The 13,918-nt window shown below is 62.4% G+C and carries 29 protein-coding genes; all 29 read left to right on the plus strand.

The annotated features are described in order from the left end of the window. Positions 1-419, plus strand: a 419-nt coding sequence (locus C936_RS0106130; RefSeq protein ID WP_018862878.1) for an EF-Tu/IF-2/RF-3 family GTPase, incomplete at its 5' end; no start/stop codon positions are given. A 5-nt stretch (positions 420-424) separates the two neighbouring features. Then, positions 425-736 (plus strand): 30S ribosomal protein S10, encoded by a 312-nt coding sequence (gene rpsJ, locus C936_RS0106135; RefSeq protein ID WP_012983533.1) that lies wholly within the window; start codon positions 425-427, stop codon positions 734-736. A 111-nt stretch (positions 737-847) separates the two neighbouring features. Beyond that, positions 848-1,492: a 50S ribosomal protein L3 gene (rplC, locus tag C936_RS0106140; RefSeq protein WP_012983532.1), complete on the plus strand. Its 645-nt coding sequence runs from the start codon at positions 848-850 to the stop codon at positions 1,490-1,492. 5 nt (positions 1,493-1,497) lie between these two features. Beyond that, entirely contained in the window at positions 1,498-2,103 is a 606-nt protein-coding gene (gene rplD / locus C936_RS0106145) for a 50S ribosomal protein L4 (protein WP_018862952.1), read from the plus strand. After that, positions 2,100-2,396: a 50S ribosomal protein L23 gene (rplW, locus tag C936_RS0106150; protein WP_012983530.1), complete on the plus strand. Its 297-nt coding sequence runs from the start codon at positions 2,100-2,102 to the stop codon at positions 2,394-2,396. The genes rplD and rplW overlap by 4 nt, the downstream gene beginning before the upstream one ends. A 2-nt stretch (positions 2,397-2,398) precedes the next feature. Continuing rightward, positions 2,399-3,220, plus strand: a complete 822-nt coding sequence (gene rplB / locus C936_RS0106155) for a 50S ribosomal protein L2 (protein WP_018138202.1) — start codon at positions 2,399-2,401, stop codon at positions 3,218-3,220. Between the two features lie 12 nt (positions 3,221-3,232). Beyond that, on the plus strand, positions 3,233-3,505 hold the full coding sequence (gene rpsS, locus C936_RS0106160; protein ID WP_012983528.1) for a 30S ribosomal protein S19: 273 nt from the start codon (positions 3,233-3,235) through the stop codon (positions 3,503-3,505). 9 nt (positions 3,506-3,514) lie between these two features. Next, the gene (gene rplV, locus C936_RS0106165; protein ID WP_012983527.1) at positions 3,515-3,853 is read left to right on the plus strand and encodes a 50S ribosomal protein L22; all 339 of its coding nucleotides are present in this window, start codon (positions 3,515-3,517) and stop codon (positions 3,851-3,853) included. A 2-nt stretch (positions 3,854-3,855) separates the two neighbouring features. After that, positions 3,856-4,536 (plus strand): 30S ribosomal protein S3, encoded by a 681-nt coding sequence (gene rpsC / locus C936_RS0106170; protein ID WP_012983526.1) that lies wholly within the window; start codon positions 3,856-3,858, stop codon positions 4,534-4,536. Positions 4,537-4,548: 12 nt separating this feature from the next. Further along, positions 4,549-4,962 carry a 50S ribosomal protein L16 gene (rplP, locus tag C936_RS0106175; RefSeq protein ID WP_012983525.1) on the plus strand — a complete coding sequence of 138 codons (414 nt, stop codon included), beginning with the start codon at positions 4,549-4,551 and terminating at the stop codon, positions 4,960-4,962. Further along, a complete protein-coding gene (rpmC, locus tag C936_RS0106180; protein WP_018138201.1) occupies positions 4,962-5,153 on the plus strand; it encodes a 50S ribosomal protein L29 in 192 nt (63 codons plus the stop codon). The genes rplP and rpmC overlap by 1 nt, the downstream gene beginning before the upstream one ends. A gap of 4 nt (positions 5,154-5,157) precedes the next feature. Further along, positions 5,158-5,424: a 30S ribosomal protein S17 gene (gene rpsQ / locus C936_RS0106185; protein WP_018138200.1), complete on the plus strand. Its 267-nt coding sequence runs from the start codon at positions 5,158-5,160 to the stop codon at positions 5,422-5,424. A 21-nt stretch (positions 5,425-5,445) separates the two neighbouring features. Continuing rightward, positions 5,446-5,814, plus strand: coding sequence for a 50S ribosomal protein L14 (gene rplN, locus C936_RS0106190; protein WP_012983522.1), 369 nt, complete (start codon positions 5,446-5,448; stop codon positions 5,812-5,814). Positions 5,815-5,821: 7 nt separating this feature from the next. After that, the gene (gene rplX / locus C936_RS0106195) at positions 5,822-6,136 is read left to right on the plus strand and encodes a 50S ribosomal protein L24 (RefSeq protein WP_018174528.1); all 315 of its coding nucleotides are present in this window, start codon (positions 5,822-5,824) and stop codon (positions 6,134-6,136) included. Positions 6,137-6,152: 16 nt separating this feature from the next. Continuing rightward, positions 6,153-6,692 carry a 50S ribosomal protein L5 gene (rplE, locus tag C936_RS0106200; RefSeq protein WP_018138198.1) on the plus strand — a complete coding sequence of 180 codons (540 nt, stop codon included), beginning with the start codon at positions 6,153-6,155 and terminating at the stop codon, positions 6,690-6,692. Positions 6,693-6,705: 13 nt separating this feature from the next. Further along, positions 6,706-7,011 (plus strand): 30S ribosomal protein S14, encoded by a 306-nt coding sequence (gene rpsN, locus C936_RS0106205; RefSeq protein ID WP_018138197.1) that lies wholly within the window; start codon positions 6,706-6,708, stop codon positions 7,009-7,011. Between the two features lie 13 nt (positions 7,012-7,024). Next, positions 7,025-7,417, plus strand: coding sequence for a 30S ribosomal protein S8 (rpsH, locus tag C936_RS0106210; RefSeq protein ID WP_018138196.1), 393 nt, complete (start codon positions 7,025-7,027; stop codon positions 7,415-7,417). Positions 7,418-7,427: 10 nt separating this feature from the next. Then, positions 7,428-7,958 carry a 50S ribosomal protein L6 gene (rplF, locus tag C936_RS0106215; RefSeq protein WP_018174529.1) on the plus strand — a complete coding sequence of 177 codons (531 nt, stop codon included), beginning with the start codon at positions 7,428-7,430 and terminating at the stop codon, positions 7,956-7,958. Positions 7,959-7,968: 10 nt separating this feature from the next. Next, the gene (gene rplR, locus C936_RS0106220) at positions 7,969-8,319 is read left to right on the plus strand and encodes a 50S ribosomal protein L18 (protein ID WP_018138195.1); all 351 of its coding nucleotides are present in this window, start codon (positions 7,969-7,971) and stop codon (positions 8,317-8,319) included. 27 nt (positions 8,320-8,346) lie between these two features. Beyond that, positions 8,347-8,853, plus strand: coding sequence for a 30S ribosomal protein S5 (gene rpsE / locus C936_RS0106225; protein WP_018138194.1), 507 nt, complete (start codon positions 8,347-8,349; stop codon positions 8,851-8,853). 2 nt (positions 8,854-8,855) lie between these two features. Beyond that, entirely contained in the window at positions 8,856-9,035 is a 180-nt protein-coding gene (rpmD, locus tag C936_RS0106230) for a 50S ribosomal protein L30 (RefSeq protein WP_018138193.1), read from the plus strand. 3 nt (positions 9,036-9,038) lie between these two features. After that, entirely contained in the window at positions 9,039-9,473 is a 435-nt protein-coding gene (rplO, locus tag C936_RS0106235; RefSeq protein ID WP_018138192.1) for a 50S ribosomal protein L15, read from the plus strand. Then, the gene (secY, locus tag C936_RS0106240; RefSeq protein WP_012983512.1) at positions 9,473-10,819 is read left to right on the plus strand and encodes a preprotein translocase subunit SecY; all 1,347 of its coding nucleotides are present in this window, start codon (positions 9,473-9,475) and stop codon (positions 10,817-10,819) included. The genes rplO and secY overlap by 1 nt, the downstream gene beginning before the upstream one ends. 36 nt (positions 10,820-10,855) lie before the next feature. After that, the gene (gene rpmJ / locus C936_RS0106245) at positions 10,856-10,969 is read left to right on the plus strand and encodes a 50S ribosomal protein L36 (protein ID WP_012983511.1); all 114 of its coding nucleotides are present in this window, start codon (positions 10,856-10,858) and stop codon (positions 10,967-10,969) included. Between the two features lie 66 nt (positions 10,970-11,035). After that, positions 11,036-11,392 carry a 30S ribosomal protein S13 gene (rpsM, locus tag C936_RS0106250; protein WP_012983510.1) on the plus strand — a complete coding sequence of 119 codons (357 nt, stop codon included), beginning with the start codon at positions 11,036-11,038 and terminating at the stop codon, positions 11,390-11,392. Positions 11,393-11,413: 21 nt separating this feature from the next. Next, a complete protein-coding gene (gene rpsK, locus C936_RS0106255) occupies positions 11,414-11,803 on the plus strand; it encodes a 30S ribosomal protein S11 (protein WP_012983509.1) in 390 nt (129 codons plus the stop codon). A 15-nt stretch (positions 11,804-11,818) separates the two neighbouring features. Then, positions 11,819-12,439, plus strand: coding sequence for a 30S ribosomal protein S4 (gene rpsD, locus C936_RS0106260; RefSeq protein WP_012983508.1), 621 nt, complete (start codon positions 11,819-11,821; stop codon positions 12,437-12,439). 30 nt (positions 12,440-12,469) lie between these two features. Continuing rightward, entirely contained in the window at positions 12,470-13,456 is a 987-nt protein-coding gene (rpoA, locus tag C936_RS0106265) for a DNA-directed RNA polymerase subunit alpha (RefSeq protein WP_012983507.1), read from the plus strand. A gap of 42 nt (positions 13,457-13,498) precedes the next feature. Further along, positions 13,499-13,894, plus strand: coding sequence for a 50S ribosomal protein L17 (gene rplQ, locus C936_RS0106270; protein ID WP_018138191.1), 396 nt, complete (start codon positions 13,499-13,501; stop codon positions 13,892-13,894). The last annotated feature ends 24 nt before the right edge of the window (positions 13,895-13,918 follow it).

Here is a 13,918-nt window from a genome sequence, read left to right on the forward strand (position 1 = left end):
TCACCGGTGTCGAGATGTTCCGCAAGCTGCTGGACCAGGGCGAAGCGGGCGACAACGTGGGCATTCTGCTGCGTGGTACCAAGCGCGACGAAGTGCAGCGTGGTCAGGTGCTGTGCAAGCCGGGTTCGATCAACCCGCACACGCATTTCGAGGCCGAGGTGTACATCCTGGGCAAGGACGAGGGCGGTCGTCACACCCCGTTCTTCAATGGTTATCGCCCGCAGTTCTACTTCCGCACGACCGACGTGACGGGTTCGGTGGAGCTGCCGGAAGGCACCGAGATGGTGATGCCGGGTGACAACGTGAAGATGACCGTGTCGCTGATCAGCCCGATCGCGATGGAAGATGGTCTGCGCTTTGCGATTCGCGAAGGCGGCCGCACCGTCGGCGCCGGCGTCGTATCCAAGATTATTGAGTGAGTGAGATGGCAAACCAGCGTATCCGAATTCGCCTGAAGGCCTTTGACCATCGACTGATCGACCGCTCGGCGGCCGAGATCGTCGAAACCGCGAAGCGCACGGGCGCCCGCGTGAAGGGGCCCATCCCGCTCCCGACCAAGCGTGAGTCGTACACGGTCCTGATCTCGCCGCACGTCAACAAGGACGCGCGAGACCAGTACGAGCTGCGTACGCACAAGCGTTTGATGGACATCCTCGATCCGACCGACAAGACCGTGGATGCCCTGATGAAGCTGGACCTCGCCGCGGGCGTGAATGTTCAGATTCGACTTAACTAACTCGTAACTTTCTGCCATACTATTGGGCTTTCCGTGGCCCGGCGGGATTGTTCGCCGGGCCACGGCTTTAGGGCGCTTGCCAGCGCCGTTCGATACGGAAGGGGTTTTGCAATGGCCATTGGACTCATCGGTCGCAAACTAGGCATGAGCCGCGTCTTCACTGACGACGGCGTCTCCGTGCCGGTGACTGTGCTGCAGGTGGACAACAATCGCGTGGTCCAGATCAAGCGCAGTGAAGGCGACGGCTACAACGCGGTCCAGGTGACGGCCGGCGCACGCAAGGCGTCCCGGGTCAGCAAGCCCGAAGCGGGGCACTATGCTGCGGCCTCGGTCGAGCCTGGGCGCGGTCTCTGGGAATTCCGTGTTGAGGCGGATGAGCTCGAGGGCCTGGCCCCGGGTGACGCCATCACGGTTGATCGCTTCGAGGAAGGTCAGGTCGTTGACGTGACCTCTCAGAGCAAGGGCAAGGGTTTCCAGGGTGCGGTCAAGCGTCATAACTTCCGCACGCAAGACGCGACCCACGGTAACTCGCTGGCGCACCGCGCCCCGGGTTCGATCGGGCAGAACCAGAGCCCGGGTCGTGTGTTCAAGGGCAAGAAGATGGCGGGCCATATGGGCGCCGAGCGCAAGACGATCCAGAACCTGAAGGTTGTTCGGGTGGATGCGGATCGCAGCCTCGTGCTGATCCAGGGCGCGGTGCCGGGTGCGCCCAGCACTGACGTGATGATTCGTCCGGCCGTCAAGGCGAAGGGTTGAAGACAATGCAAGTAACGACAGCCGATACCGGTGCCAGCGTAGAGTTGTCGCCCGTGTGCTTCGAGCGCGACTTTAACGAGTCGCTGGTGCACCAGAGCGTGGTCGCGTTCCTCGCGGGGCAGCGCCAGGGCACCCGTGCGCAGAAGACGCGCTCCGACGTGAGCGGCGGTGGTGCGAAGCCGTTTCGCCAGAAAGGCACGGGCCGCGCCCGTGCCGGTACGATCCGCAGCCCGCTGTGGACCGGTGGTGGCAAAGTCTTTGCGGCGCGCACCCGGGACTTCTCGCAGAAGCTGAACAAGAAGATGTATCGCGCCGCGATGGCGTCGATCCTCTCCGAGCTGGTCCGTCAAGAACGGCTGAAGGTGGTGGCCGACTTCGCCGTGGCATCGGGCAAGACCCGCGACGGCGTTGCGAAGCTCAAGGAGCTGGGTCTCGCGAAGGGGCTGGTCGTGCTGGCCGAGGCGGATGACATGACCGCTCGTGCGCTGGGTAACGTGCCGCATATCGACATCGTCGACGTTGCCGGCATCAATCCGGCCAATCTGGTCGGCGCGGAGACGGTCGTGATGACCGAAGCGGCGATCCGCAAGGTTGAGGAGTGGCTGGCATGAATGCGCGTCTGATGCAGGTAATTCAGGGCCCGGTGGTTTCCGAGAAATCCACCATGGCCGGCGAGGTCGGTCAGTACGTGTTCCGCGTGCTGCCCGACGCGAGCAAAGAAGAAATCAAGGCGGCGGTCGAGCATCTGTTCCAGGTGCGGGTCGAGAATGTCCGCACCCTGAACCAGCAGGGCAAGAAGAAGCGCTTTGGGCGCCTTTTTGGGCGCCGCAATCACTGGAAGAAGGCTTATGTCGCGCTGGCCGAAGGCGAGAGCATCGACATGGGTGAAGGAGACCAGGTCTAGTCATGGCGATTATCAAGACGAATCCGACTTCGGCCGGTCGTCGTCACGCGGTGCAGATCCGTGGCGACAACCTGTACAAGGGTGCGCCGCATGCCGCGCTGGTCGAGAAGAAGACCCGTAGCGGCGGTCGCAACAACACGGGCCGTATTACTACGCGGCACGTGGGTGGCGGTCACAAGCAGCGCTACCGTGTGGTCGACTTCAAGCGCAACAAGGACAACGTGCCGGCGCGGGTCGAGCGGCTGGAGTATGATCCGAACCGCAGCGCCCACCTGGCCCTGCTGCTGTACGCCGACGGCGAGCGTCGCTACATCATCGCGCCGAAGGGTCTGAACCAGGGTGATCAGGTCGCGAGTGGTAACCAGGCCCCGATTCGTCCGGGCAACGCCATGCCGCTACGCTCGATCCCGGTCGGTACCACCGTGCATTGTGTCGAGCTCAAGCCTGGCAAGGGTGCCCAGATGGTTCGCTCCGCCGGTACGTCCGCGCAGGTCGTGGCCCGCGAAGGACAGCACGCCACCCTGCGTCTAGGTTCGGGCGAGATGCGCCGCGTCCTGTCCGAGTGCCGCGCCGTGGTGGGCGAAGTTGGCCACTCCGAGCACAGCCTGAAGAAATACGGCAAGGCCGGCGCCAAGCGCTGGAAGGGTGTCCGCCCGACCGTGCGTGGTACCGCCATGAACCCGGTCGATCACCCGCATGGTGGTGGCGAAGGCCGCAACTTTGGCCGTCATCCGGTGACCCCGTGGGGTCGTCCGACCAAGGGTTACAAGACCCGCAATAACAAGCGTACCGACGGCATGATTGTTCGTCGGCGTAAGAAGTAACGGAGTCCCAGCATGCCGCGTTCACTGAAGAAAGGCCCGTTCGTCGACCACCACCTGCGCAAGAAGGTGGAAGATGCGGTCGAGAAGAACGATCGTCGACCGATCAAGACCTGGTCCCGGCGTTCGATGATCATCCCGCAGATGGTCGGGTTGACCATCGCCGTCCACAACGGCCGGCAGCACGTGCCTGTCCTCGTCAACGAGAACATGGTGGGCCACAAGCTGGGCGAATTTGCCTTGACGCGGACCTTCAAGGGTCATATCGCGAACAAGAAGTCGCGCTGAGGACGAACGATGGAAACGATTGCAAAACTGCGTTTCGCGCGGATCTCCCCGCAAAAGGCTCGCCTGGTCGCCGACCAGGTGCGTGGCCTGCGGGTGGAAGAGGCGCTCAACGAACTCACGTTCAGCGCGAAGAAGCCGGCCGCCATTGTGAAAAAGGTGCTGGAGTCCGCCATCGCGAACGCGGAGAACAACGACGGTGCCGACATCGACGAGCTGCGCATCTCGCGCATCCAGGTCGACGAAGGGCCGGTGCTCAAGCGGATGCACGCGCGTGCCAAAGGCCGCGGTAACCGCATCCTGAAGCGCACCAGCCATATCGTCATCGGCGTTAGCGAGAAGGGAGCCTAAGCATGGGTCAGAAAGTACATCCGACCGGCATCCGCCTGGGCATCTCTCGCCCGTGGTCGGCCACTTGGTACGCCGACGGCCGCGAGTTTGGCGAGACGCTGAACAACGACATCAAGTTGCGCGAGTTTCTGCAGAAGAAACTGGCCCACGCGTCGGTGAGCCGCATCAGCATCTCCCGCCCGGCGAAGGCCGCGCATATCACGATCCAGACCGCGCGTCCGGGCATCGTGATCGGCAAGAAGGGCGAAGACATCGAGAAGCTGCGCCAGGACGTGGCCCGCGAGACGGGTCTCGAGAAAGGCACGGTCAAGATCAATATTGAAGAGGTGCGCAAGCCCGAGATCGAGGCCCAGCTGGTGGCCGAAGGGATCGCGCAGCAGCTGGAGCGCCGCATCATGTTCCGCCGCGCGATGAAGCGCGCCGTCGGCAACGCGATGCGCCTCGGCGCCCAGGGCATCAAGGTGCACGTGTCCGGTCGCCTGAACGGCGCCGAGATCGCGCGCTCCGAGTGGTACCGCGAAGGCCGCGTGCCGCTGCATACCCTGCGTGCTGATATTGACTACGGGTTTGCCGAAGCGCGGACCACCTACGGGATCATTGGCGTGAAGGTGTGGATCTTCAAGGGCGAGGTCTTTGGCCTGGAGCCGACCGAAGGGACCCGTGCCGCCGCCAACGCGAGCTAGGACTGAAAGATCATGCTGCAGCCAAAAAGAACCAAGTTCCGCAAGCAGTTCAAGGGCCGTAACCGGGGCATGGCCTCGACCGGCGCCAAGGTCAGCTTCGGCGAGTACGGCCTGCAGGCCGTCGAGCGGGGCCGGATTACGGCTCGCCAGATCGAGGCCGCGCGTCGCGCGATGGTCCGCCACATCAAGCGTGGCGGGAAGATCTGGATTCGGGTGTTCCCGGATGTGCCGGTGACCAAGAAGCCGCTTGAAGTCCGTATGGGTAAGGGTAAGGGCGGCGTCGAGTACTGGGTTTGCAAGGTGCAGCCTGGTCGCATGCTCTACGAAATGGAAGGTGTGCACGAGGACGTCGCGCGTGAGGCGATGCGTCTGGCGGCAGCCAAATTGCCGGTGAAGACGGTGTTTACCCGTCGGCAGGTGATGTGATGAAAGCGAGCGAACTGAGAAAGAAATCCGACGACGAGCTCAGCACTGAGCTCGAGGCGCTCTACAAGGAGCAATTCGGGCTGCGTATGCAGAAGGCCGTCGGCCAGCTGGCGCGCCCCGACCGGGTGGGCAAGGTCCGGCGCGAGATCGCGCAGATCAAGACGCTGATGAACGAACGAAAGGCAGGCTAAGAAGATGACCGAGCAAGTCTCCAAAACCCAGCGATCCGTCGTTGGGCGCGTGATCAGCGACAAGATGGACAAGACCCGCACCGTCCTGGTCGAGCGCCGCGTGCGTCATCCGCTGTATGGCAAGTTCATTCGGCGCAGCACCAAGCTGCACGTCCATGACGAAGACAATGTCTCGCGCATGGGTGACCGTGTGCGTATCCGTGAGTGCCGGCCGATGTCCAAGCAGAAGCGCTTTGCCCTGATCGAAGTGGTCGGGCAAGACGCGCTTTAATCGGCCGCTGGGAGAGAAGTCATGATTCAAATGCAGACCGTTCTCGAGGCCGCCGATAACAGCGGCGCCCGTCGCATCCAGTGCATCAAGGTGCTGGGCGGCTCGCACCGTCGCTATGCGCGCGTGGGCGATGTGATCAAGGTGAGCGTCAAGGACGCCATCCCGCGCGGCAAGGTCAAAAAAGGCGACGTCTATAATGCGGTCGTCGTGCGCACCGCCGCGGGTGTTCGGCGCCCCGACGGTTCGATCATTCGTTTCGACCGCAATGCGGCGGTGCTGCTGAACAATCAGCATCAGCCGATCGGCACTCGTATCTTCGGGCCGGTGACGCGTGAACTGCGAGGGGAGAAGTACATGAAGATCATCTCCCTCGCCCCGGAAGTGCTGTGAGGTCGTCATGAATAAGATTCGCAAAGGCGACGACGTCGTCGTGATCGCAGGAAAGGACAAGGGCCGTCGAGGCACCATCATCAAGGTGCTGGATAGCAAGGTCCTGGTCCAGAACATCAACATGGTGAAGAAGCATCAGAAGCCCAATCCCCAGCGTGGGATCGGGGGCGGGATCATCGAGAAGGAAATGCCGATCGATGTCTCCAATGTGATGCTCTTTAACCCGGCAACCGACAAGGGTGATCGCGTGTCGTTCAAGACCCTGGAAGATGGCCGCAAGGTCCGTGTCTTCCGATCGAACGGCGAGGTCGTGGACGCATAACGCGGACGGACGGTTTATGGAACGCTTGAGAGAAGAATACGAATCCAACGTGAAGCAGGCGCTGCAGAAGCAGTTCAGCTATGCCAACGTGATGGAGATCCCGCGTGTTACCAAGGTAACCCTGAACATGGGTCTGGGTGATGCAGTTGCGGACAAGAAGATCATTGAACATGCGGTCAGCGACATGACGGCCATCGCCGGGCAGAAGCCCGTGGTGACGAAGGCCCGCAAGTCGATCGCCGGGTTCAAGATCCGTGACGACTATCCGATCGGTTGCAAGGTGACCCTTCGTAGTCGGCAGATGTACGAGTTTCTGGATCGTCTGATCAACGTGGCGTTGCCGCGTGTGCGGGATTTCCGTGGCTTCAGCGCAAAGGCGTTTGATGGCCGTGGGAACTACTCCATGGGCATCAAGGAACAGATCATCTTTCCCGAGATTGATTATGACCGTGTCGACAAGATTCGCGGCATGGACATCACGATCACAACCAGCGCGAAGACGGACGAGGAAGCCAAGGCCCTGCTAGAAGCCTTCCGTTTCCCGTTCCGGAACTAAGAGGTAGGCGCACATGGCGAAGACATCGATGATCGAGCGCGAGAAGAAGCGCGCCCATCTGGTCCAGAAATATGCCGCAAAGCGTGCGGAACTGAAGGCCATCCTGGTGGACGAAACCAAGTCCTCCGAGGAACGCCTGGCCGCGATGCATGCATTGCAGAAGCTGCCGCGTGATTCCGCGGCGGTGCGACAGACAAACCGCTGTGGCGTCACCGGTCGCCCGAAAGGTTATTACCGTCGGTTCGGCCTTGGGCGGAACAAGCTGCGGGAGCACGCCATGAAGGGTGAAATCCCGGGCCTGCGCAAGTCGAGCTGGTAAGGAGACAGAAGCAATGATGACCGATCCGATTTCCGACATGCTCACCCGCGTGCGCAATGCGCAGCGCGCGAACAAGGAGCAGGTCGCGATCCCGTTCAGCAAAGCCAAGGAGCGAATCCTCAAGGTGTTTGCCGACGAGGGCTATGTGGGCGACGTCCAAGTCGAGGGCGAGGTCGCGCAGAAGAAGCTGGTGGTGAAGCTGAAATATTTCGAGGGGCGTCCGGTCATCGAAAGCGTTGAACGGATCTCCCGCCCGGGCTTGCGGATCTACCGCGGCAAGGACGAGCTCCCGCGTATTAACCAGGGGCTCGGTGTCGCGGTGATTTCCACGCCGCAGGGTGTCATGAGTGATCGCGCAGCCCGGGCCGCCGGCCAGGGCGGCGAGGTCCTCTGCAAGATTTACTGAGGAATCAGCCATGTCGCGCATTGCAAACCTGCCGATCAAGCTGCCCAACGGCGTGGCCGTGGAGCAGGTGGACGGCGAGATCAAGGTCAAGGGCCCGAAGGGCGAGTTGCAGCTGAGCTGCCCCGAAGCCGTCACGGTCACCGTCGAAGATGGTGTCGTTCAGGTGAAGCCGAACGAACACGCCAAGAACAGCGCTCTTGCGGGTACCATCCGTGCCATCCTGGGCAACCATGTGCACGGCGTGAGCGAGGGTTTCGAGCGCAAACTCGAGCTGGTGGGCGTCGGTTACCGCGCGCAGATGCAAGGTGCCAAGCTGAATTTGACGCTAGGCTACTCGCACCCGATCGAGTTTGAAGTGCCCGAAGGGGTCACGATCGAGACGCCCAGCGCGACCGAGGTCGTAGTGAAGGGGATGGATCGCCAGAAGGTGGGCCAGGTGGCCGCGAACATTCGCGCCTTCCGCCCGCCGGAGCCCTACAAGGGCAAGGGCGTGAAGTACAAAGACGAGCGCATTGTGCGTAAAGAAGCCAAGAAGAAGTAGGTAGGCACCAGTGGACAAGAAAGAGGCCAGACTTAAGAGAGCGCGTCGCGCGCGGTTCAAGATCCGCGAGCTGGGGGTGCATCGTCTCTGTATTCACCGGACGCCGCGCCACATGTATGCCCAGATCATTGCGCCTTCGGGCGACGCGGTGGTGGCTGCTGCCTCTACCGTCGAGAAGGATCTGAAAAGCGCCGGCAACACCGGGAACGCCGACGCGGCGGCCCGTGTGGGGCAGGCGATTGCCGAGCGCGCAAAGAAAGCCGGAATCGAACAGGTCGCGTTCGACCGTGCGGGCTTTCGTTATCACGGACGGGTGAAGGCCCTGGCCGACGCCGCCCGTGAAAACGGCCTGCAGTTCTAGTCCAACGCGACCCACCGGAGAAGATAAATGGCACGTAATGATGTAAGCGAAGCCACCGACGGCCTGCAAGAAAAGCTGATCGGCGTGAACCGCGTGGCCAAAGTGGTCAAGGGCGGTCGTCAGTTCCGCTTTGCCGCGCTGACCGTGGTTGGCGATGGCGAAGGCCGCGTTGGCTTTGGCTACGGCAAAGCCCGTGAGGTCCCGCAGGCGATCCAGAAGGCGATGCAGCAGGCGCGTCAGGAGATGCGCGATGTCTCACTGAAGGACGGCACGCTGCACTATGCGGTCAACGGCCGTCATGGCGCCGCGAAGGTCTACATGCAGCCGGCCTCCGAGGGTACGGGTGTCATCGCCGGTGGTGCGATGCGCGCGGTGCTCGAAGTGGCGGGTGTGCACAACGTGCTGGCCAAGTGTGTTGGTTCGCGCAATCCCATCAACGTCGTGCAGGCGACCATCGACGGGCTCACCAAGGTGAACTCGCCCGAACGTGTCGCTGCCAAGCGCGGCAAGACTGTCGACGAAGTGACGAGCTAGTCATGAGCAAGCTGAAACTGACCCTGGTGCGCAGCACCGCCGGACGGCTGAAGAATCACAAGGCCTGTGTTCGCGGCCTCGGCCTGCGCAAGACCCACAGCACCTCTGTGATCGAGGCCACCCCCGAGAATCTCGGTATGGTCCACAAGGTGTCGTACCTGCTGAAGGTAGAGGAAGTCTGACCTATGCGACTCAACGACATTTCGAGCCCCGCCGGTGCCCGCAAGCCGGGCAAGCGCGTGGGGCGTGGCATCGGCTCCGGCCTGGGCAAGACCGGCGGTCGTGGCCACAAGGGCCAGAAGTCGCGCTCCGGCGGCTTCACCAAGACCGGCTTCGAAGGCGGTCAGATGCCGTTGCAGCGCCGTTTGCCCAAGGTGGGCTTTCGGTCGCGCAAGCAGCGCTATTCCGCCGAGGTTCGCCTGAGCGAGCTGGCCAAGGTTGACGGTGAGGTCACGCTGGAGAGCCTGAAGAAGGCTGGCGTTATTCCCGAGATTACCCAGACCGCGAAGATCTTCGCGTCCGGTGAAGTCACCCAGGCCTGCGTCGTCAAGGGCGTGGGCGTGACCAAGGGGGCCAAGGCAGCCATTGAGGCGGCCGGCGGGAGCGTCGAGGCCGAATAATGGCGCGTGGAGCGACAGCACGATCCGGTGGCGGGCTCACCGGCTTTACCGAGTTGCGTCAACGCCTGCTGTTCGTGCTGGGCGCTCTGGTCGTCTACCGCATCGGGACGTTTATCCCGGTGCCGGGGATTAACCCAGTCGCCGTATCGCAGTTCTTCGAACAGCAAAGCGGCACGATCCTGGACATGTTCAACATGTTTTCCGGGGGTGCGCTTGAGCGGCTGTCGATCTTCGCCCTCGGGGTGATGCCGTATATTTCGGCGGCGATCATCATGCAGCTGCTGGCCGCGACCGTGCCGGCGCTGCAGCAGCTGAAGAAGGAAGGTGAGCAGGGCCGCCGCAAGATTACGCAGTACACGCGCTACGGGACTGTGGCGCTGGCGCTGTTTCAGAGTATCGGCATCGGGATCGCGCTCAACGGGCAGACCATTCAGGGCATGCCGATGGCGTTGAACCCGGGACCCATCTTCATCTTTACGGTGGTCGTCTCGCTGGTGACGGGTACCCTGTTCCTGATGTGGCTGGGTGAGCAGATCACCGAGCGCGGGATTGGTAACGGTATCTCGATCATCATCTTCGCCGGGATCGTGGCGGGTCTGCCGGGTGCGATTGGCGGCACCCTGGAGCTTGCGCGTACCGGTGAGCTGGCGGCCGCGTTTGTGGTGATCCTGATCGTGCTGGCGCTCGCGGTGACGGCCTTCGTGGTGTTCGTCGAACGCGGACAGAGGCGCGTCACGATCAACTACGCGAAACGCCAGGTCGGGAGAAAGGTTGTCGGTGGACAGTCCTCCCACCTGCCGCTGAAGTTGAATATGGCGGGCGTGATCCCGCCGATCTTCGCGTCGAGTATCATCCTGTTCCCTTCGACCCTGGGGCAATGGTTTGGACAGGCCGAAGGCATGGACTGGCTGCGCGAGCTGTCGACGACGCTTGCGCCCGGTCAGCCGCTGTACGTGGGCTTTTACGCGGCGGCGATTATTTTCTTCTGTTTCTTCTATACCGCGCTGGTGTTCAACTCGCGCGATACGGCGGAAAACCTGAAGAAGCAGGGCGCCTTTATTCCGGGGATCCGGCCGGGCGTCCAGACGGAACGGTTTATCGACGGGGTCATGACCCGGTTGACCGCGGTTGGTGCGGTGTACATTACCGCCGTGTGTCTGCTGCCGGAGTTCCTGATCCTGTACTGGAACGTGCCCTTCTACTTTGGTGGGACCTCGCTGCTGATCATCGTGATCGTAGTGATGGACTTCATGGCCCAGTTGCAATCGCACCTGGTGTCGCACCAGTACGAAGGACTGATGAAAAAGGCGAATCTGAAGGGATTCGGCGGGACCGGGATCCGCTAGACCATCCCGTTGGGAATCCGTTGAAGGAGAAAGACCATGAAGGTACGGGCATCCGTAAAGCCGATCTGCCGCAACTGCAAGGTGATCCGGCGTAATGGCGTGGTCCGCGTGATCTGCTCGGACAAGCGCCACAAACAACGTCAGGGCTAAGGCTTGGCGTCACTGGTATTCATTGCTACTATAGCCGGCTTTGCCGGTTTCTGATGGAGATGTTGGATGGCTCGCGTCGCTGGAATCAATATTCCTGACCAGAAGCACACCGTGGTTGCGCTGACCGCGATCTATGGCATTGGCCCGACTCGGGCCCGCCAGATCTGCGAGGCCGCCGGTGTGCGTCCGGAAATCAAGGTGCGGGATCTGACCGATGCCGAAGTCGACGCTCTGCGTGCGCAGATCGATCGCATTCCGGTGGAAGGGGATCTGCGCCGCGAGATCAGCATGAACATCAAGCGGTTGATGGATCTGGGCTGCTATCGCGGGGTGCGTCATCGTCGCGGCCTGCCGCTGCGCGGCCAGCAGACGCAGACGAACGCCCGGACCCGCAAGGGCCCGCGTCGCCCGATTCGTAAGTAATCAGACTGGGATCACAGGTACATGGCACAAGCGCAGACCCGGACCAAGAAAAAGGTCCGCAAAAATATCGCCGAGGGCGTGGCACACGTGTACGCCACGTTCAACAACACGATCATCACCATCACCGATCGTCAGGGCAACACGATCAGCTGGGCCACCTCGGGTGGGTCAGGCTTCCGTGGCTCGCGCAAGTCGACTCCGTTCGCAGCCCAGGTGGCCGCGGAACGTGCCGGTTCGGCCGCAGCCGAGCACGGCGTGAAGAACCTCGACGTGATGGTGCGCGGTCCGGGCCCGGGTCGCGAGTCGGCGGTACGTGCGCTGAACAATGCGGGGTTCAAGATCACGAACATCAGTGATGTCACCCCGATCCCTCACAACGGCTGCCGGCCGCCCAAGAAACGCCGCGTTTAAGGCTGGAGTTCAAGAATGGCTCGTTACATTGGACCGAAATGCAAGTTGAGTCGCCGCGAAGGCGTGGACCTGGGGCTGAAGAGCCGGGCGCGTGCGCTGGAGACCAAGTGCAAGCTGGACAAAGCCCCGGGGCAGCACGGCGAACGCCGTACCCGCCTGTCCGATTACGCCGTGCAGCTGCGTGAAAAGCAGAAGCTGCGCCGTATCTACGGGGTGCTGGAAAAGCAGTTCCGCAACTATTACAAGAAGGCCGCTCAGCGCAAGGGCTCCACGGGTGAAAACCTGCTGAAGCTGCTGGAAGGCCGTCTGGACAACGTCGTTTATCGCATGGGCTTCGGCAGCACCCGGTCCGAGGCGCGTCAGCTGGTCTCGCACCGCGCGGTGCTGGTCAATGGTCAGGTGGTGAATATCGCCGCCTACCAGGTGCAGCCGTCCGACGTCGTCAGCATTCGGGAGAAGGCACGCAAGCAGGTGCGTATCCAGGATTCCATGACCCTGGCCGAGCAGAGCGGTTTTCCGTCCTGGGTGGAAGTGGACACGAGCAAGTTCGAGGGCACCTTCAAGGCGATCCCGGACCGCTCCGACCTGCCCGCCGACATCAACGAGTCGCTCGTCGTCGAGCTGTACTCGAAGTAACCGTATAGCGGCCTTCCGCCAGGAGACACCATGCAGTCCAACGAACTGGTCAAGAAACAACAGATCGAGGTCGAGGCCGAGAATCGGAACCAGGCCAAGGTCGCGCTGGAGCCGCTCGAGCGGGGCTTCGGTCATACGCTGGGCAACGCCCTGCGCCGCGTGCTGCTGTCGTCGATCCCGGGTGCCGCGATCGTCGAGGCCCGTATCGAGGGCGTGCTGCACGAGTACACCGCGATCGAAGGTGTGCAGGAAGACGTGGTCGACATCCTGCTGAACCTGAAGGGTGTGGCGCTGCGCATGCACAGCCGCGAAGAGTCGACGCTGAGCCTGAAGAAAAAGGGCCCGTGCGTGGTGACCGCCGGTGACATCACCGTGGATCACGATGTCGAAGTCGTGAACCCGGAACATGTGATCGCGACGATCACCAAGAATGTCGAAATCGACATGACCCTGACCGCCCGTGCCGGGCGCGGCTACGAGCCGGTGAGTACTCGACGTCAGGCCGAAGGTGACGAGACCGGCATCGGCCGGCTGCTGCTGGATGCCAGCTTTAGCCCGATCCGCCGTGTCGCCTACCGTGTCGAGAGCGCCCGTCTGGCGCAGCGCACCGACATGGATCGCCTGGTGCTGGAGCTGGAAACGAATGGTGCGATCGCACCGGATGACGCGGTGCGTCAGGCGGCGACGATCCTGCAGGGTCAGCTGGCCCCGTTCGTCGATCTCCAGGAAGAGACGGGCGAGGTGCCGGGCACGACCGCTGGCGCGATCGATCCGATCCTGCTGCGTCCGGTGGACGAGCTGGAACTGACCGTGCGTTCGGCGAACTGCCTGAAGGCGGAGAACCTGTACTACATTGGTGATCTGGTCCAGCGTACCGAGGTTGAGCTGCTGCGTGCTCCCAACCTGGGCAAGAAGTCGCTGACCGAGATCAAGGACACGCTGGCCACTCACGGTCTGTCGCTCGGGATGCGTCTCGAGAACTGGCCGCCGCCGGGTCTGCGCGACGACAACGAGTAATCACGGCGCTTCGCGCCAACCGTATTTCAGAGGAAATCTCTCATGCGTCATCGTCATTCCGGCCGTCAGCTGGGCCGTAACAGCTCGCACCGCAAGGCCACTTTTCAGGCCCTGTCCGTGGCCCTGTTCCGGCACGAACTGATCAAGACCACGCTGCCGAAGGCCAAAGAGCTTCGCCGTGTGGCCGAGCCGCTGATCACCCTCGCGAAGGAAGACAGCGTGCACGGTCGTCGTACGGCGTTCGCCCGCCTTCGTGACAAGGAGATCGTGGGCAAGCTGTTCACCGAGCTGGGTCCGCGCTACGAGGGTCGGCCGGGTGGCTACCTGCGCATCCTGAAGTGCGGGAACCGCGCAGGCGACAACGCGCCGATGGCGTATGTCGAGCTGGTCGATCGGCCGGAGCCGAGTGCAGATCAGGAGAACGGCGAAGCCGCCTGATAGGCGACTGCTCGCGCAGTAAAA

The sequence above is a fragment of the Thioalkalivibrio sp. ALJ4 genome (genome assembly GCF_000377225.1).
In the GTDB taxonomy this organism is placed as follows: domain Bacteria; phylum Pseudomonadota; class Gammaproteobacteria; order Ectothiorhodospirales; family Ectothiorhodospiraceae; genus Thioalkalivibrio.

Excerpts from the sequence above, each read along its gene's own strand:
- rplW (WP_012983530.1), top strand. The coding sequence starts at position 2,100 with ATGAATGCGCGTCTGATGCAGGTAATTCAGGGCCCGGTGGTTTCCGAG.
- secY (WP_012983512.1), top strand. The coding sequence starts at position 9,473 with ATGGCGCGTGGAGCGACAGCACGATCCGGTGGCGGGCTCACCGGCTTT.
- rpmC (WP_018138201.1), top strand. The coding sequence starts at position 4,962 with ATGAAAGCGAGCGAACTGAGAAAGAAATCCGACGACGAGCTCAGCACT.
- rpsN (WP_018138197.1), top strand. The coding sequence starts at position 6,706 with ATGGCGAAGACATCGATGATCGAGCGCGAGAAGAAGCGCGCCCATCTG.
- rpsJ (WP_012983533.1), top strand. The coding sequence starts at position 425 with ATGGCAAACCAGCGTATCCGAATTCGCCTGAAGGCCTTTGACCATCGA.
- rplE (WP_018138198.1), top strand. The coding sequence starts at position 6,153 with ATGGAACGCTTGAGAGAAGAATACGAATCCAACGTGAAGCAGGCGCTG.
- rplC (WP_012983532.1), top strand. The coding sequence starts at position 848 with ATGGCCATTGGACTCATCGGTCGCAAACTAGGCATGAGCCGCGTCTTC.
- rplN (WP_012983522.1), top strand. The coding sequence starts at position 5,446 with ATGATTCAAATGCAGACCGTTCTCGAGGCCGCCGATAACAGCGGCGCC.
- rpsS (WP_012983528.1), top strand. The coding sequence starts at position 3,233 with ATGCCGCGTTCACTGAAGAAAGGCCCGTTCGTCGACCACCACCTGCGC.
- rpsE (WP_018138194.1), top strand. The coding sequence starts at position 8,347 with ATGGCACGTAATGATGTAAGCGAAGCCACCGACGGCCTGCAAGAAAAG.
- rplD (WP_018862952.1), top strand. The coding sequence starts at position 1,498 with ATGCAAGTAACGACAGCCGATACCGGTGCCAGCGTAGAGTTGTCGCCC.
- rpsQ (WP_018138200.1), top strand. The coding sequence starts at position 5,158 with ATGACCGAGCAAGTCTCCAAAACCCAGCGATCCGTCGTTGGGCGCGTG.
- rpsC (WP_012983526.1), top strand. The coding sequence starts at position 3,856 with ATGGGTCAGAAAGTACATCCGACCGGCATCCGCCTGGGCATCTCTCGC.
- rplF (WP_018174529.1), top strand. The coding sequence starts at position 7,428 with ATGTCGCGCATTGCAAACCTGCCGATCAAGCTGCCCAACGGCGTGGCC.
- rplP (WP_012983525.1), top strand. The coding sequence starts at position 4,549 with ATGCTGCAGCCAAAAAGAACCAAGTTCCGCAAGCAGTTCAAGGGCCGT.
- rpsM (WP_012983510.1), top strand. The coding sequence starts at position 11,036 with ATGGCTCGCGTCGCTGGAATCAATATTCCTGACCAGAAGCACACCGTG.
- rpsH (WP_018138196.1), top strand. The coding sequence starts at position 7,025 with ATGATGACCGATCCGATTTCCGACATGCTCACCCGCGTGCGCAATGCG.
- rplV (WP_012983527.1), top strand. The coding sequence starts at position 3,515 with ATGGAAACGATTGCAAAACTGCGTTTCGCGCGGATCTCCCCGCAAAAG.
- rplO (WP_018138192.1), top strand. The coding sequence starts at position 9,039 with ATGCGACTCAACGACATTTCGAGCCCCGCCGGTGCCCGCAAGCCGGGC.
- rpoA (WP_012983507.1), top strand. The coding sequence starts at position 12,470 with ATGCAGTCCAACGAACTGGTCAAGAAACAACAGATCGAGGTCGAGGCC.
- rpmD (WP_018138193.1), top strand. The coding sequence starts at position 8,856 with ATGAGCAAGCTGAAACTGACCCTGGTGCGCAGCACCGCCGGACGGCTG.
- rplX (WP_018174528.1), top strand. The coding sequence starts at position 5,822 with ATGAATAAGATTCGCAAAGGCGACGACGTCGTCGTGATCGCAGGAAAG.
- rpmJ (WP_012983511.1), top strand. The coding sequence starts at position 10,856 with ATGAAGGTACGGGCATCCGTAAAGCCGATCTGCCGCAACTGCAAGGTG.
- rplB (WP_018138202.1), top strand. The coding sequence starts at position 2,399 with ATGGCGATTATCAAGACGAATCCGACTTCGGCCGGTCGTCGTCACGCG.
- rpsK (WP_012983509.1), top strand. The coding sequence starts at position 11,414 with ATGGCACAAGCGCAGACCCGGACCAAGAAAAAGGTCCGCAAAAATATC.
- rpsD (WP_012983508.1), top strand. The coding sequence starts at position 11,819 with ATGGCTCGTTACATTGGACCGAAATGCAAGTTGAGTCGCCGCGAAGGC.
- rplQ (WP_018138191.1), top strand. The coding sequence starts at position 13,499 with ATGCGTCATCGTCATTCCGGCCGTCAGCTGGGCCGTAACAGCTCGCAC.